Raw genomic sequence first — 14053 nt, 5'->3', positions numbered from 1 at the left:
CTGCCCTGTTCACTTTAAGGAGAAAACAGATGAATCAAACTCGTCGCCAGATCATGCAGATCGGTGCAGGCGCGGCCGCATTGGGCGTTGCCGCATCGGCAGGTCTTGTGCCCAATGTTGCCCTGGCTGCCGATGCTCCGGGCTGGAATGCACCGCTGTTCGAAGCCAAGTCCTTCGCTGACGTGGCCAAGATCTGGGGGGGTACGCCCACCGAAAGCACCGATGTGTCGATCATCGGTCCCGACATCGCCGAAAACGGCGCGGTCGTGCCCGTGGGTGTGAAGAGCAATGCGGCCGGAACCACTGCTCTGGGCATCGTGGTCGAAAAGAACCCGACCTCGCTGGTTGGTCAGTTCAATATGACAGATGTGTCGATTCCCAATGTCGCTACCCGCATCAAGATGGCGCAAACCTCGAACGTCTACGCGGTCGCCAAGGTGGGTGACAAACTGCTCTACAGCAAGAAGGAAATCAAGGTCACGCTCGGCGGTTGCGGCGGTTGATTTTCCACGCGCTCCGTTGTTCTGTGCGCAGTTTTTGATTGATATTTTTCGTTGCTGAGTGGCAGCATTCACCCCATAAAGGAGTAACACAATGGCTTTTCCGATGCGTATGCGGGCTAACGTCGAAGGCGACGCCGTGGTTGTCCGCGTGCTGATGACGCACCCCGAAGAGACTGGTCTTCTGAAAGATAAAGAAGGCAAGATCATCCCGGCGCACTTCATCCAGTCCGTCACCTGCAAGAACAATGACAAGACCGTGCTGACCTGCGACTGGGGCACCGCCATTTCCAAGAACCCGTTCCTGGAGTTCCGCTTCAAGGGCGGCAAGAGCGGGGACAAGGTCACGGTGTCCTGGATCGACAACAAGGGCGAGACCTCGACGGCCGACACCACGGTGTCTTGATCGCGGTCCGATGGAGCAGATGAGGCTGGCCTGTCTGGGCCAGCCTCGAAAGTCAACAATCCACTTGTACTGTGAGGAGACTATGAAAAAAAGACTGGTGAATTTCGCTCTATCGACTGCGGCGGCATCTGTTGCACTTGCGCTGCCGGTTGGAGTAGGTCTGATGCCCACTATTGCGCATGCTGATTCCTATATCGACATGCTCAACCAGATGGGCGGTAATCCCGCCGAGTTCAATGTCTCCGCAGGGGAAAAGCTGTTCAAGGAAAAGCGCGGTCCCAATCACAAGAGCCTGGAAACCTGCGACTTTGGCCTTGGCCCCGGTGTGCTCAAGGGCGCTTATGCACAGATGCCCCGCTACTTTGCCGACACCGGCAAGGTGCAAGATGTCGAGTCTCGGCTGGTAACCTGCATGGAGACCATTCAAGGCTTCAGCAAGGAACAAATCCAGAAAGATGTACTGAAAGACCCGTTCGCCAAGAACGGCGGTAATGCCACAGACATCGTCAATCTGGCGGCTTATGTGGCGCACCAGTCCGATGGCATGCCGATGAATGTGCCGCAAAACACGCCGGAAGAAAAGCTGTCATTCATCAATGGCAAGAAGTTCTTCTGGTACCGTGCGGGTCCATACAACTTTTCATGTGCCACCTGCCATTCTGAGGATGGCAAACAGATCAAGATCTCCAAACTCCCTAACCTCGCTACTCCCAATGGAGAAAAAGCTTGGGTCTCTGCGACATGGCCGGCGTATCCAGACTCTCAGGGCGTGGTGCGCACGCTCGAATGGCGTATGAACGACTGCATGCGTCAACAACGCATTGCCGAGCCGAAGTATCTTTCCCAGGCCGTGATCGATCTTCAAACCTATATGGGAGTGATGGCCAAGGGTCACAAAATCCTGACGCCGTCGTTCAAGCGCTGAGAGGAGACATAATGAAGAGAATTGCAGTTTTTTCTGCTTTGGCCCTTTCGATGGGGCTGGTTGGGTGCGCGAGCAATGGTGGCGGTATGGCATCTGCCAATGAAGATGCTTCCACCTACATGACCAAATCGTTCAAGGATATCATTGCGAACGACTTCCAGGCAAAAGGATCTGCCGGTCTAGATAGGATGGTACAGACCGAGGCACAGCATGAGTGCTCGAAATACGACTATCTTGGTAAGCCAATCCCCAAGGAAATCGCCTCACGCATCGAAAAAGATCATTACAGCAAGGTCGTTTACCCGGCAGATGGTCAATATTTTGGTGATTGGAAAGAAGGCCTGAAAATTGCCGAAAGCGGCAAAGGCATGACCTGGAATGACAAGCCTGGAACTCCCAATGGGGGTAACTGCATCAACTGTCATGCCTTGCTGCCGAACAACCCCTCTCAGGGTAATCTTGGCCCCTCTTTGGTGGGTTATGGCAAAACCCGAGGTAACTCGATGGAGGTCGTGAAATACACTTGGGCACGTATTTACGATTCAACAGCATTCAATGCCTGTTCGCAAATGCCACCGTTGGGCGCGAACCACGTACTGACGCCGCAGCAAATGAAGGACATCATGGCATTGCTGTTTGACCCACAATCTCCAGTCAACAAATAATTTAGGACCACTGAGCTAATCGCTCAGACTCGCCGAATCCCTGAGTTCGGCGAGATTTTTTTTATTCTCTGAGGATGATCGAATGAGCCTGACCCGCCGTGAATTCATGGGTGTGCTTGCCGCTGCCGCTGCGACTGGCTTTCCCATGACCCGTGAGGCAACTGCCGCCGAAGTCAAAAATCTTTACAATCCGCCGAAGACGGGCAATGTGCACTTCCTGCATATGACCGATAGTCATGCTCATCTGCGACCGATCTATTTTCGCGAGCCGAATGTCAATATCGGTATCGGAAGCATGGAAGGCCATCTTCCACACTTGGTCGGCGCAAATTACCTCAAGCGCGTTGGTTTCAAGCCTAATACACGCGAATCTTACGGATTCACCTACCTGGATTTCGTGCGCGCCGCAAAGCAGTACGGCAAAATGGGCGGGTACGCGCACATCGCGACTTTGGTCAAACAGCTCAAGGCATCGCGGCCCGGGGCGTTACTGCTCGATGGCGGTGACACTTGGCAAGGAACTGCTTTGTCGCTGTGGACCAAGGGGCAGGATATGGTCGAGGCCCAGTTGAAGCTGGGTGTTGATGTCATGACCGCGCACTGGGAATTCACCTACGGCCAGGATCGGGTCAAGGAAATCGTCAACAAGGATTTCAAGGGAAAAATCGATTTTGTCGCGCAGAACGTCAAGACCGCGGATTTCGGCGACCCGGTGTTCCCGAATTACGTGATGAAGCAGATGAATGGCGTGCAGGTTGCCATCATCGGTCAGGCTTTTCCATATACCCCGATTGCCAACCCGGGTTACCTAATCCCGGACTGGACTTTTGGCATTGACACCGACCACATGCAAAAAGTGGTCAACGAAGTCAAGAAAAACGGCGCACAGCTCGTGGTTGTCATCTCGCACAACGGGATGGACGTGGACCGCAAAATGGCTACCCTGGTCGAAGGCATCGACTGCATTTTCGGTGGTCACACCCATGACGGCGAGGCTGTCGCGGTCGAGGTGCGTCGGCCCTCTGGCGGCATGACATTGGTGACCAATGCAGGCTCGCACGGCAAGTTCCTCGGCGTCATGGATTTCGATGTTCGCGGTGGCAAGATGGTCGGCTACAAGTACAAGCTGCTGCCAGTGTTCTCCGATCTGCTCCCAGCCGACCCCGAAATGGACGCGCTGATCAACAAGCTGCGTGCGCCCTACGAAAGCAAGCTCACCGAAGTGCTCGCACACACAGAGGGGTTACTCTATCGCCGCGGAAATTTCAACGGCACTTGGGATCAGCTGATCGTCGACGCGATGCTGGCTGTGCGCGGCGGTGACATTGCCTTCTCTCCGGGCTTCCGCTGGGGCGGCGACCTGCTGCCTGGTACGCCCATTACACGCGAAGACATGATGACGCAGTTGGCCATCACGTACCCGTATTGCACCTTGTCCGAGATGACCGGCGAGACCGTCAAGAACGTGATGGAAGACGTCTGTGACAACCTGTTTAATCCCGATCCCTACTACCAGCAGGGTGGGGATATGGTGCGGGTGGGCGCGCTGGAATACACCTGCGCGCCGAAGGAAAAAATCGGCAATCGCATCCAGGACATGCGCCTGAGAGGCAAGCCGATCGACCCGAAAAAGACCTACAAGGTGGCAGGCTGGGCGCCGGTGCAGAAGGCCAGCGCGACACCCGACAATCCCCCGATCTGGGACATCGTTGAGGAATACCTCAAGCATCAAAAGGTCATCAAACCGTTGAAGGTCAACGAACCAAAGCTCATCGGCGTCAAGGGCAACCCGGGCTTGGCCGATTACAGCAAAATGTTCTGAGAAGTTGTGAAGATTCCGCCACGCGCGGCCCGGTGGCAAGGCGCACGGCGCGCAGGGTCGAGACTGATCAACCAGATCGGCCAGACCCGATCATCGCGCTTTACGGCCAGCGAGCCGCGCAACGGAAAGATTCACAACTTCTGAGTGTTGCGTGTTCTGCCCTACAAACAGCCCGCTTCGCGGGCTGTTTGCATTGGTGCTTGTCGCGTGCGTGAAAAGTCACTTGAAGATGCACCCTCAACTTTTTGATCTTGTGACTTATTCCGCCCTTTGATAGGCTGGCGTCCATCCCTCGATTCAAGTCGTTTTCGACATGCGTTTGCCTCTCCTTCATCCGCTGATTCGTCTGCAGGGGCTGCTGCTCGCAGCGGTGATGCTCCTCGGCGCGCAGGCAGACCCTGCGCTTGCTGCGGTCAGCCAGACCCAACGACACAGCACCGCCGAAAAGTCTGAAGCCAGGAAGGGCGCGGTGAGCGCGGCGAGGTCGATCCGCCACGGGTCAACGAAACGATCCATTTCCCCGGCGCGGACCGCCGCAAAGGAAACCCGAAAAACTTCGATTCGCCATGAAGCAGTGCATGCTGCTGGGCGGGCGCACCGGCTTGCAGGCAGGAAAGTGGCGCAGCGACGGCTCGTTGGTGAAGCGAAAAGCGCAGACAGAACAATGATTACTGCGCGAGAAGCGCAGCGCGACGCACATCCGGTGGCGGGCAGAGCCCTGCCGGTTTCGTCCACGGCATCCGCTACAGCCAAGGCCGACCGCCTTCAGGTGTCGGCAGCATCCACCGCTGCAAATGATGATCCAGTCTTTCTCCGCTCCGGCTCTGCGCTGGTGGTCGACGAAGGCACGGGCCGCATTCTGTTGAGCAAGAATGCAGACATCGCCCGGCCGATTGCTTCGCTCACTAAATTGATGACCGCGGCGGTGGTTCTGGACGCGCACCAGCCGATGGACCAGGTCATCGAAATCACCGACGCAGACATCGATACCCTCAAATGGAGTGCGTCGCGGCTGCGCCCAGGAACCAAACTCACTCGGGAAGAGCTGCTCAAGCTAGCGCTGATGTCGTCGGAGAACCGGGCTGCGCATGCGCTGGCGCGCAACTACCCCGGCGGGTTGCAGGCCTTCGTTGCTGCAATGAACGCCAAGGCGCGCGCGCTGGGGATGAATTCCACCCGCTATGTCGAGCCCACTGGTCTGTCGCCGCAAAACGAATCGACTGCACATGATCTTGCGCTGCTGGTCAAGGAGGCGTACCACTACCCTTTGATCCGCGCTTTTTCTACCCATCCGGAAAGTGAGGTCGATATCGGATCGCGCACCCTGCAATTTCGCAATACCGACCATCTGGTGTTCAACCGCGGCTGGGACATTCTGTTGCAGAAAACTGGCTATATCAACGAGGCGGGCCATTGCCTGGTGCTGCAGACCCAGTTTGAAGGTCGGCGGGTGATCGTCGTACTGCTCGATGCCTGGGGCAAGTACTCGCACTTTGGCGACGCGCAACGGATCCGCAACTGGCTGCAGACCAAGGGTTTTGCCGCATTACACGATGCCGCGCCGTCACGGCCAGAGGCGCGCTCTGGTCATGGCAGTACGCACGGACTGGTTCGCACTGCGCGGGTGGACAGCACGCAGCAGGCGGCGATCGGCGAATGAACCAGCGCGATCAGCGCCAGGGCCCGCGATAGCCCAGTGCCGCCGAAATACGCTGTGCGGTGGCCTGAACCTTGTCCAGCCAGTCTTCCATCAACCGGTCTGCCGGGGCGGATAGGGACAGCCCGGCAATCAGTTCACCCGCGTCGTTGTAAATTCCCGCGGCCATGCAGCGCACACCGAGCTCCAGCTCCTCGTTGTCGCGCGCGTAGCCATCCTGACGGACCTTGCCCAGTTCGCGCTCGAGTTGCTGTGGATTGGTGATGCTGTTGCGCGTCTGTCCGGCCAGACCGGTGCGCAGCGCATAGGCCCGCACGCGTGCAGGATCGTCTGCGGCGAGGAACAGCTTGCCCACCGAAGTCAGGTGCAGCGGTGCGCGCCCACCCACCGAGCGCACCACCTGCATCCCCGAATGCTCGCTGTAGGTGCGCTCGATGTAGACGATTTCATCGCCCTGGCGCACGCTGAGGTTGACCGGTTGATGCGTGAGGCGGTGCAATTCGCGCATCGGGCCGATGGCCGCCTCGCGCACGCTCAGGCGGGCCTTGACCAGATTGCCGTATTCGAGCAGGCGCATGCCCAGACGGTAAGTGCCGGAATCGACCCGCTCGACTAGCTGGCCGACCACCAGATCGTTGAGAATGCGGTGCGCCGTCGATGGATGCAGCCCGGTGGCTGCGCCGATGTCCTTGAGTTGCATGGGGTCAGGGTTGCGCGCCAGAACATCGAGCAGGGCAAACGCTCGACCCAGCACCTGGATAGTCGGCTCGGCGGTCTCTGCGCCCGGTAAGGCGGATGGGCGGGAAGCGGGATGTTGCATCGCAGAAATTTTATGTCCCGGAACGCATTTTTGCCTGCCGGAAATCGGGCGGTCAGCAGGTCAGCCAGCGGCTTGGTGTCAGCATGGCTACAGCCAGCGGGTCGATAATCACACTATGAAAAAGCGTGTGGGCCTATTCATCACCTGCCTGGCCGATGTGATGCGGCCAAGCATTCCCATGGCTGCATTGCAACTGCTCGAGGCAGAACACTTCGAGGTGCACGTGCCCATGTCGCAGACCTGTTGCGGTCAGCCGGCATACAACTCGGGTGACCGGCACACCGCGCTGGCGCTGGCCAAGAAATTTCTCGACGAGTTCGAGGGGTTCGATTTTGTGGTGGCGCCGTCTGGCTCGTGCATGGGCACGATCAAGACCCACTATCCGGATGTGCTGAAAGACCAGCCCGATCTGCTGCGCCGCCTCGCGGCGATGCAGCCGCGCCTGTTCGAGCTTACCGACTTTCTGGTGAATGTGGCGGGTGTGAGCCAGGTTCCGGGCCAGTTCGACGGCGAGGTGACTTATCACGACTCCTGTTCGGGTCTGCGCGAGCTGGGCATCAAGCAGCAGCCGCGACAATTGCTTGCACTCGTGCCGGGGCTGCAGCTGCGCGAAATGGAACAGTGCGAGCAATGTTGCGGCTTTGGCGGCACGTTCGCAGTGAAGTACGGCAATGTCTCGGCCGCAATCGCCGACGACAAATGCGCCAACATCCAGGCGACCAAGGCGCGCGCTGTGGTGCTCGGCGATCTGGGCTGCATGCTACAGATCGAAGGGCGGCTGCGCCGTCAGGGGGACAACACCACCCAGGTGCTGCACATCGCCGAAGTCCTCACAGGAAGGCACTGACATGCAATCACAGGCCATGCAGTTCAAGGCGCGTGCCGGGCAGAAACTTGCCGACCAGCGGCTGCAGCAGAATCTGAAAAAACTCTCGACCAAGTTCGTCAGCGGCAGGGCTGCCGCGGTGGCGGCACTGGACGGTTTTGAGGTCATCCGCGATGCCGCGGTGCATCGCCGCAAGCTGGCACTCGACACACTCGATGTCTGGCTGGAACGGTTCGAGGCCGAGGCGCAGCGCCGCGGTACCACTGTGCTGTGGGCGCTGACGCCGCAGGAGGCGGCCGATCTGGTGGTGAGAATTGCGCGCAAACACGGCTGCACGCGGGCGATCAAGTCCAAGTCCATGGTGTCGGAGGAAATGGGGCTGAACGCCGCGCTAGAGGCTTCTGCGGTTCAGGTGACAGAGACTGATCTGGGCGAGTACATCCTGCAGATCAACGGCAACGAGCCGCCGTCGCACATCATCGCCCCGGTGGTGCACAAGGACAAGGAGGAAATCGCCGACCTGTTCGCCAAGGTGCACCACACCGCGCGCAAGACCGATATTCCCGAGATGACGCGCGAGGCACGCGAGGTGCTGCGGACGAGGTTTCTCGCAGCAGACATGGGCATCACCGGGGGCAATTTCATCATTGCCGAAACTGGCTCGGTCGCGCTGGTAACCAACGAAGGCAATGAGGGCATGTGCACCATCTTGCCGCGGGTGCATGTGGCGGTGACCGGCATCGAGAAAGTGCTGCCCACCCTCGAGGATCTAGCCGCAGTGATGCGCCTGCTGCCAAGGTCCGCCACCGGACAGACCATCAGCAATTACTTCTCGGTGCTTACCGGGCCGAAGCGTCCGGGCGATCTCGACGGCCCGGAGCATATGTATGTGGTGCTGCTCGACGGCGGGCGAAGCAGTCTAGTGGGCGGCGCGTTCGCCGACATGCTGCGCTGCATCCGGTGCGGTGCGTGTATGAATCACTGCCCGGTCTATCAGAAGATCGGCGGACACACCTATGGCTGGGTCTATCCGGGGCCAATGGGTTCTGTGCTCACACCGAGCTATCAAGGGCTGGAGCAAACCCTGGATTTGCCGCAGGCGGCCACGCTGTGCGGGCAGTGTCAGGTGGTCTGCCCGATGAAAATCCCGCTACCCGACCTGCTGCGCAAGCTGCGCGAGCAGCAGTTCGAGCGGGGCTTGCGGCCGGGCCTGGAGCGCTGGGCGCTGCGCATCTGGGGTTTTGCGGCGCGACATCCTTGGCTGTACCGGCCCGGGGCGAAGTTGGCTTCGCGTGTGCTGCGTCTGCTGGGCGGTGAGCGCAGGCGGGTTCAGCATCTGGCGCTTGCCAGGGGGTGGACCGCCTATCGCGATCTTCCCGTGCCATCGCAACCCTCGTTCAAGCAGCAGTTCGCGCAGCGCGCCCGGCAGGACACGCCGAGCTGAGCGAGGGGCTTTCAGGCGCTCGGCTCCAGCGGGTTGAACCAGCGGCCGTCGCGGTAGATCTCGAACGGGGTGAAGTTGGACTTATAGGCCATCTTGCGGCTGTGCGCGATCCAATACCCCAGATAGACATGCGGCAGTTGCATCGCGCGAGCCTGTTCGATCTGCCACAGCACGTTGTAGGTGCCGTAGCTGCTGTGCGGGTCGGTGGTGTCGAAAAAAGTATAGACCGCGGAAAGACCGTCGGAGAGCACGTCGACTACCGACACCATTTTGAGCGTGCCGAGTTCCTCGCCCGACTGGGCCGGTGCGCGGAACTCGACCAACCGGGTATTGACCCGGCTTTGCAGCAGGAACTGGGCGTACTGGTCGATGCTGTCGTGATCCATGCCGCCGCCGGTGTGCCGCGCGGCCTGGTAGCGTAGGTAGAGCTGGTAATGCTCGGGGATGAAGCCCAGCTTGAGCACGCGGACCACGAGATCGCCATGCCGCTTCCACACTCGCCTCTGCGTGCGGTTGGGGTTGAATTGCGCTGCCAGCACACGGATGGGCAGACAGGCCCGGCAGTCCTCGCATTGCGGGCGGTAGGTGAACAGACCGCTGCGTCGAAATCCGACCCGTACCAGATCGGAATACACATCGGCGTTGATCAGGTGACTGGGCGTGGCCACCTGCGAGCGCGCCAGATGCCCCGGCAGGTAGCTGCACGGATAGCTCGCCGTGGCATAAAACTGCAGGGTGGTCAACGGAAGTTCTTTGGGGTGGGTCACAGCCAGCGTGCACAGTCGGTGAGAAAGGTGTTTCGATCATACTGCCAGCCCTGTACCGCGGGCAGGGTGGTGGCTTGCTCGACATGCTGCAGGAAGTCGTCGCGTGGGATGGGGGTGGCGCCCATCTGCGCCAGATAGTCGGTCTGCTGCTGGCAGTCGATCAGCGCAATGTCCTCGCGCAGGCACAGTCCGCACAGCGCCATCAGCAGCGTCTTGGAGCCGTCGGGCACGGTGGTGAACATTGATTCGCCGTAGAACATGCGACCGATGCACACGCCGTACAGCCCGGCGCGCAGGCGCTGCCCTTCCCACAGCTCGAGGCTGTGCGCCAGGCCGCGCGCATGCAAGGCACCGTAGGCAGCGCGCATCTCCGGGGTGATCCAGGTGCCGGTGACTTCGCGCTGTGCGCCGCATTGCTGCATCACCTGGGAGAAGGCCGCATCGATGCGCAGGTGGATGTCGGGATTGCGCAGAAAGCGCCGGGCGGATTGCCGCAGTGATCGCGTCACGCGCAGTTGCTCAGGGCGCAGCACCATGCGTGGATCGGTGCTCCACCACAGGATGGGCTCGCCCGGGCTGAACCACGGGAAGATGCCGCGGCGGTAGGCGCGCTCGAGCGTGTCCGCGTCCAGCCGGCCGCCTGCGGCGAGCAGACCGGGGAAAGGCGACAATGCGGGCAGGGCCTGCGAGACAGGCGGAAAATCGTCTCCCGGAGCCAACCGGGGGAGTTGCCAGTTCATGGCGACATTCTGGAGGCGTGCATCATGGCAATTTACCAATTCGCGAACTGGCGGCCTGAGATCGCCGCAGACGCCTATGTGGCGCCTGGGGCGCATGTCATAGGTCGGGTGCGGCTGCAGCCGCGCTGCAGTGTCTGGTTCGGCGCGGTGCTGCGTGGGGACAATGAGCCGCTCGACATCGGCGAGGAGTCCAATGTGCAGGATGGATCGGTGCTGCACACCGATCCGGGCTATCCGCTGACCGTAGGGCCGCGCGTGACCATCGGCCATCAGGCCATGCTGCACGGCTGCACCATCGGCGAGGGCAGCCTGATTGGCATCCAGACGGTCATTCTCAACGGTGCGCAGGTCGGACGCAACTGTCTGGTCGGCGCCGGCGCGTTGGTGACCGAAGGCAAGGTCTTTCCGGACGGCGTGCTCATCCTTGGCGCGCCTGCGCGCGTGGCGCGCGAGCTGACGCCGCAGGACATTGCTGCGATGCAGGCCAATACCCAACACTATGTCGAGCGCGCCAGGCGCTTCTCCCGAGAACTCCAACTCATCCAACCATGAACGATCAACTTGTCAAATTCATGCTCGGCTCCGGTCATGTGCGCGGCGTGCTTGTGCGCCTGGACGCGACCTGGGCAGAGCTGCAAAAGCGCCGCAGCTACCCGCAGGCGATTTCCGCCTTGGTCGGGCAGATGGCCGCGGCGAGCACGCTGATGGCCGGCAGCCTCAAGTTCGACGGCGCGCTGGTGTTGCAGATCCAGGGCGATGGGCCTCTGAAGCTCGCGGTGGCTGAATGCCAGCCTGACTTCGGCGTGCGCGCCACGGCCAAGATGGCCGAGGACCTGCCGGATGACGCCGTGCTGCCCACCGAACTGGCTGCGCTGGTCAACCTGCATGGCAAGGGTCGTTGCGCGATCACCCTCGATCCGCGCAATCCGGAGTCGGGTCAGCAGCCCTACCAGGGCATCGTTGCACTGACCGATCCGCAAGGGGCAACGCTGCCGTCGCTTGCAGCCATGCTCGAGCAGTATCTGGCGCAGTCCGAACAGATCGATTCGATGCTCATGCTGGCGAGCGACGAGCAGGCGGTCTGCGGCCTGCTGCTGCAGCGCATGCCGGCACCGCAGGCTGACGCCGGCGCACCCGGACAGCCCGACGAGGATTTCGTTCGCGCGCGGCATCTGGCCGCGACGCTGACTCAGGAAGAACTGCTGCGGCTTGCGCCGCAGGACATTCTGCGCCGGCTGTTCTGGGAGGAGGGTGTGCGGGTGTTTGCGCCGCAGTCACCAAGGTTTCACTGCACCTGTTCGCGCGAGCGGGTGGCGGGCATGCTGCGCATGCTGGGACGTGATGAGGTGCAGGCCATCCTTGCTGAGCAGGGCGAGGTGGATGTGCGCTGCGAATTCTGCGGCCAAGGCTACGCCTTCGATGCGATCGATGCGGCGCAGGTGTTTCTCGATATCGCGGCCCAGCCTCCGGTGGCGCCTGGCCGCCACTGAAACTCACTGCGGCGCAGACGCGACCTTGCTCGGCGTGCCGGCGGCCTGGCTGCTGCTGCGGGCAGGCGGCACGATCTGCACAAAGATTTCATCGGGCTTGACCATGCCCATTTCCCGCCGCGCCTGATCCTGCACGCCGCCCAGGCCGGTTTTCAGATCGTGTACTTCGGCGGCTAGGCGGTCGTTGTCCTGCTGCGCGCGCAGGTTGGCCTGATTCTGCTGCGCCAGCTGGTTTTGCAGCCGCTGCACCGCAAACCAACCCCGCTCGCCAAACCACAATGGCCACTGCAACAGCAGCAGCAGACCCACGAGCAGGACGGTGACCCAGCGCATGGCGCAGTCGCCTGGCTCGGCGTGGTCAGCGCAGGTTGTAGAACACGTCGCGGCCGAGGAAGCGGGCGGTCTCGCCCAGGTTTTCCTCGATGCGCAGCAGCTGGTTGTACTTGGCGATGCGGTCGCTGCGCGACAGCGAGCCGGTCTTGATCTGCCCGGCGTTGGTCGCCACCGCGATGTCGGCGATGATGCTGTCCTCGGTCTCGCCCGAACGGTGCGACACCACGGCGGTCCAGCCCGCGCGCTTGGCCATCTCGATGGCGGCGAAGGTCTCGGTCAGCGTGCCGATCTGGTTGACCTTGATGAGGATGGAGTTGGCTAGCCTGTCTGCAATGCCGTTTTTGAGGATCGAGGTATTGGTGACGAACACATCATCGCCCACCAGCTGCACCTTTTTGCCCAGACGTTCATTCAGGCGCTTCCAGCCGTCCCAGTCTTGCTCGGCCAGGCCGTCCTCGATCGACACGATGGGATACTTGCCCAGCCAGTTGTCGTAGAAGTCGATCATCTCCTCGGTGGACAGCAACAGGCCTTCGCCTTCGAGGTGGTATTTGCCGTCTTTGTAGAACTCGCTCGACGCGGGGTCCAGCGCAATGGCAATCTGCTCGCCGGGGCGGTAACCCGCCTTTTCGATCGCCTCGACGATGAGCTGCAGCGCCGCCTCGTGGTTGGCCACGTTGGGCGCAAAGCCGCCTTCATCTCCTACCGTGGTGGGCATACCGCGGTCGTTGAGGATGCCCTTGAGCGCATGGAACACCTCGGCACCGTAGCGCAGCGCCTCGTGGAAGTTGGGCGCGCCCACCGGCATGATCATGAATTCCTGCATGTCCAGGCTGTTGTTGGCGTGGGCGCCGCCGTTGATCACATTCATCATCGGCACCGGCAGTTCGCGCGCCGAGAAGCCGCCGAGGTACTGGTAGATGGGGATGCCGGCTTCTTCCGCTGCGGCTTTGGCCACGGCCATGCTCACCGCCAGAATCGCGTTGGCGCCCAGGCGTGACTTGTTGTGCGTGCCGTCCAGATCGATCAGGGTCTGGTCCAGGAAGGTCTGCTCGGTGGCATCCAGGCCCATCACCGCTTCGGTGATTTCGGTGTTGATGTGCTCCACCGCGCGCAGCACGCCCTTGCCGCCGTAGCGCGACTTGTCGCCGTCGCGCAGTTCCATGGCTTCGCGCGTGCCGGTAGATGCACCCGACGGCACTGCAGCACGACCGATGAATCCGGTTTCCAGCACCACGTCGCATTCGACGGTGGGGTTGCCGCGGCTGTCGAGAATCTCGCGGGCGGTCAGGTCAACGATGGCACTCATGAAAACTCCTGTTCGGGCAATGGTGTAGTGAATGGAAAAATGGGCGGCCGGACGTCACGCGCCCTGCACAACGATCATGCGCATGGTTGCAGCGCCGGCGCGTGCCTGGCGTGCACGGCGATATTCGGCGCTGTCGTAGAAGGCGCGCGCGGCGGCCATGTCGGGAAACCTGAGCACGACGACCCGGGTCGGCACCCAGTCGCCTTCGAGGACCTCGACCGAGCCGCCACGCACGCAGACCTCGGCGCCATGCGCGGCGATGGCCTGCGAGGACAACTCCTTGTACTGCGCGTATTGCTCTGGGTCGGTCACGTCGACCTGGGCGATGATGTAGGCGCTCATGTTCTGT

Annotated in this window: 16 protein-coding genes; 10 read left to right on the top strand and 6 right to left on the bottom strand. The window is 61.1% G+C overall.

Translation table 11 applies throughout. The annotated features are described in order from the left end of the window. Window positions 1-29 precede the first annotated feature (29 nt). From soxY to pbpG, 6 genes are all read left to right on the top strand, one after another. Complete coding sequence (gene soxY / locus ACZ47F_RS00800) at window positions 30-503, top strand: thiosulfate oxidation carrier protein SoxY (protein WP_464925417.1); 474 nt, start codon at window positions 30-32, stop codon at window positions 501-503. Between the two features lie 91 nt (window positions 504-594). Then, the gene (gene soxZ / locus ACZ47F_RS00795; protein ID WP_464925416.1) at window positions 595-906 is read left to right on the top strand and encodes a thiosulfate oxidation carrier complex protein SoxZ; all 312 of its coding nucleotides are present in this window, start codon (window positions 595-597) and stop codon (window positions 904-906) included. A gap of 82 nt (window positions 907-988) precedes the next feature. Beyond that, complete coding sequence (soxA, locus tag ACZ47F_RS00790; protein ID WP_464925415.1) at window positions 989-1831, top strand: sulfur oxidation c-type cytochrome SoxA; 843 nt, start codon at window positions 989-991, stop codon at window positions 1829-1831. Window positions 1832-1842: 11 nt separating this feature from the next. Next, the gene (gene soxX, locus ACZ47F_RS00785; protein ID WP_464925414.1) at window positions 1843-2496 is read left to right on the top strand and encodes a sulfur oxidation c-type cytochrome SoxX; all 654 of its coding nucleotides are present in this window, start codon (window positions 1843-1845) and stop codon (window positions 2494-2496) included. 82 nt (window positions 2497-2578) lie between these two features. Continuing rightward, on the top strand, window positions 2579-4318 hold the full coding sequence (gene soxB, locus ACZ47F_RS00780) for a thiosulfohydrolase SoxB (protein WP_464925413.1): 1740 nt from the start codon (window positions 2579-2581) through the stop codon (window positions 4316-4318). A gap of 664 nt (window positions 4319-4982) precedes the next feature. Continuing rightward, the gene (pbpG, locus tag ACZ47F_RS00775) at window positions 4983-5978 is read left to right on the top strand and encodes a D-alanyl-D-alanine endopeptidase (protein ID WP_464925412.1); all 996 of its coding nucleotides are present in this window, start codon (window positions 4983-4985) and stop codon (window positions 5976-5978) included. Between the two features lie 10 nt (window positions 5979-5988). Here the strand turns inward: pbpG and ACZ47F_RS00770 are convergent, their stop codons facing one another. Continuing rightward, window positions 5989-6795 (bottom strand): IclR family transcriptional regulator, encoded by an 807-nt coding sequence (locus ACZ47F_RS00770; RefSeq protein WP_464925411.1) that lies wholly within the window; start codon window positions 6793-6795, stop codon window positions 5989-5991. A 115-nt stretch (window positions 6796-6910) separates the two neighbouring features. Here ACZ47F_RS00770 and ACZ47F_RS00765 point away from each other — a divergent pair, with 115 nt between their 5' ends. After that, window positions 6911-7642 (top strand): (Fe-S)-binding protein, encoded by a 732-nt coding sequence (locus ACZ47F_RS00765; RefSeq protein ID WP_464925410.1) that lies wholly within the window; start codon window positions 6911-6913, stop codon window positions 7640-7642. A 1-nt stretch (window position 7643) separates the two neighbouring features. Next, entirely contained in the window at window positions 7644-9065 is a 1422-nt protein-coding gene (locus ACZ47F_RS00760) for a LutB/LldF family L-lactate oxidation iron-sulfur protein (protein ID WP_464925409.1), read from the top strand. Between the two features lie 11 nt (window positions 9066-9076). On the opposite strand, the gene ACZ47F_RS00755 is transcribed toward ACZ47F_RS00760, so the two are convergent. Together ACZ47F_RS00755 and aat are read right to left on the bottom strand one after the other, a co-directional pair. Then, the gene (locus tag ACZ47F_RS00755) at window positions 9077-9832 is read right to left on the bottom strand and encodes an arginyltransferase (RefSeq protein ID WP_464925408.1); all 756 of its coding nucleotides are present in this window, start codon (window positions 9830-9832) and stop codon (window positions 9077-9079) included. Then, complete coding sequence (gene aat, locus ACZ47F_RS00750; RefSeq protein ID WP_464925407.1) at window positions 9829-10572, bottom strand: leucyl/phenylalanyl-tRNA--protein transferase; 744 nt, start codon at window positions 10570-10572, stop codon at window positions 9829-9831. Before aat ends, ACZ47F_RS00755 begins: the two co-directional genes overlap by 4 nt. Window positions 10573-10596: 24 nt before the next feature. Between aat and ACZ47F_RS00745 the strand changes: the two genes are divergently transcribed. Further along, the gene (locus ACZ47F_RS00745) at window positions 10597-11124 is read left to right on the top strand and encodes a gamma carbonic anhydrase family protein (RefSeq protein ID WP_464925406.1); all 528 of its coding nucleotides are present in this window, start codon (window positions 10597-10599) and stop codon (window positions 11122-11124) included. Further along, window positions 11121-12062 (top strand): Hsp33 family molecular chaperone HslO, encoded by a 942-nt coding sequence (gene hslO, locus ACZ47F_RS00740; RefSeq protein ID WP_464925405.1) that lies wholly within the window; start codon window positions 11121-11123, stop codon window positions 12060-12062. Before ACZ47F_RS00745 ends, hslO begins: the two co-directional genes overlap by 4 nt. A gap of 3 nt (window positions 12063-12065) precedes the next feature. On the opposite strand, the gene ftsB is transcribed toward hslO, so the two are convergent. Genes ftsB through ACZ47F_RS00725 form a run of 3 tightly spaced genes read right to left on the bottom strand, consistent with a single transcriptional unit; the run spans window position 12066 to window position 14046 of the window. Then, window positions 12066-12395: a cell division protein FtsB gene (gene ftsB / locus ACZ47F_RS00735; protein WP_464925404.1), complete on the bottom strand. Its 330-nt coding sequence runs from the start codon at window positions 12393-12395 to the stop codon at window positions 12066-12068. 25 nt (window positions 12396-12420) lie between these two features. Then, window positions 12421-13704: a phosphopyruvate hydratase gene (gene eno, locus ACZ47F_RS00730; RefSeq protein ID WP_464925403.1), complete on the bottom strand. Its 1284-nt coding sequence runs from the start codon at window positions 13702-13704 to the stop codon at window positions 12421-12423. A gap of 54 nt (window positions 13705-13758) precedes the next feature. Beyond that, a complete protein-coding gene (locus ACZ47F_RS00725; protein ID WP_464925402.1) occupies window positions 13759-14046 on the bottom strand; it encodes a DUF1330 domain-containing protein in 288 nt (95 codons plus the stop codon). Window positions 14047-14053 lie beyond the last annotated feature (7 nt).

The sequence above is a fragment of the Thiomonas islandica genome (assembly GCF_055383445.1).
Note: the sequence above shows the minus strand (reverse complement) of the source record. Positions and strands in the feature narration are given on the sequence as shown.

Coding starts and splice junctions, on each gene's coding strand:
- soxY (WP_464925417.1), top strand. CDS start 30: ATGAATCAAACTCGTCGCCAGATCATGCAGATCGGTGCAGGCGCGGCC.
- soxZ (WP_464925416.1), top strand. CDS start 595: ATGGCTTTTCCGATGCGTATGCGGGCTAACGTCGAAGGCGACGCCGTG.
- soxA (WP_464925415.1), top strand. CDS start 989: ATGAAAAAAAGACTGGTGAATTTCGCTCTATCGACTGCGGCGGCATCT.
- soxX (WP_464925414.1), top strand. CDS start 1,843: ATGAAGAGAATTGCAGTTTTTTCTGCTTTGGCCCTTTCGATGGGGCTG.
- soxB (WP_464925413.1), top strand. CDS start 2,579: ATGAGCCTGACCCGCCGTGAATTCATGGGTGTGCTTGCCGCTGCCGCT.
- pbpG (WP_464925412.1), top strand. CDS start 4,983: ATGATTACTGCGCGAGAAGCGCAGCGCGACGCACATCCGGTGGCGGGC.
- ACZ47F_RS00770 (WP_464925411.1), bottom strand. CDS start 6,795: ATGCAACATCCCGCTTCCCGCCCATCCGCCTTACCGGGCGCAGAGACC.
- ACZ47F_RS00765 (WP_464925410.1), top strand. CDS start 6,911: ATGAAAAAGCGTGTGGGCCTATTCATCACCTGCCTGGCCGATGTGATG.
- ACZ47F_RS00760 (WP_464925409.1), top strand. CDS start 7,644: ATGCAATCACAGGCCATGCAGTTCAAGGCGCGTGCCGGGCAGAAACTT.
- aat (WP_464925407.1), bottom strand. CDS start 10,572: ATGAACTGGCAACTCCCCCGGTTGGCTCCGGGAGACGATTTTCCGCCT.
- ACZ47F_RS00745 (WP_464925406.1), top strand. CDS start 10,597: ATGGCAATTTACCAATTCGCGAACTGGCGGCCTGAGATCGCCGCAGAC.
- hslO (WP_464925405.1), top strand. CDS start 11,121: ATGAACGATCAACTTGTCAAATTCATGCTCGGCTCCGGTCATGTGCGC.
- ftsB (WP_464925404.1), bottom strand. CDS start 12,395: ATGCGCTGGGTCACCGTCCTGCTCGTGGGTCTGCTGCTGCTGTTGCAG.
- eno (WP_464925403.1), bottom strand. CDS start 13,704: ATGAGTGCCATCGTTGACCTGACCGCCCGCGAGATTCTCGACAGCCGC.
- ACZ47F_RS00725 (WP_464925402.1), bottom strand. CDS start 14,046: ATGAGCGCCTACATCATCGCCCAGGTCGACGTGACCGACCCAGAGCAA.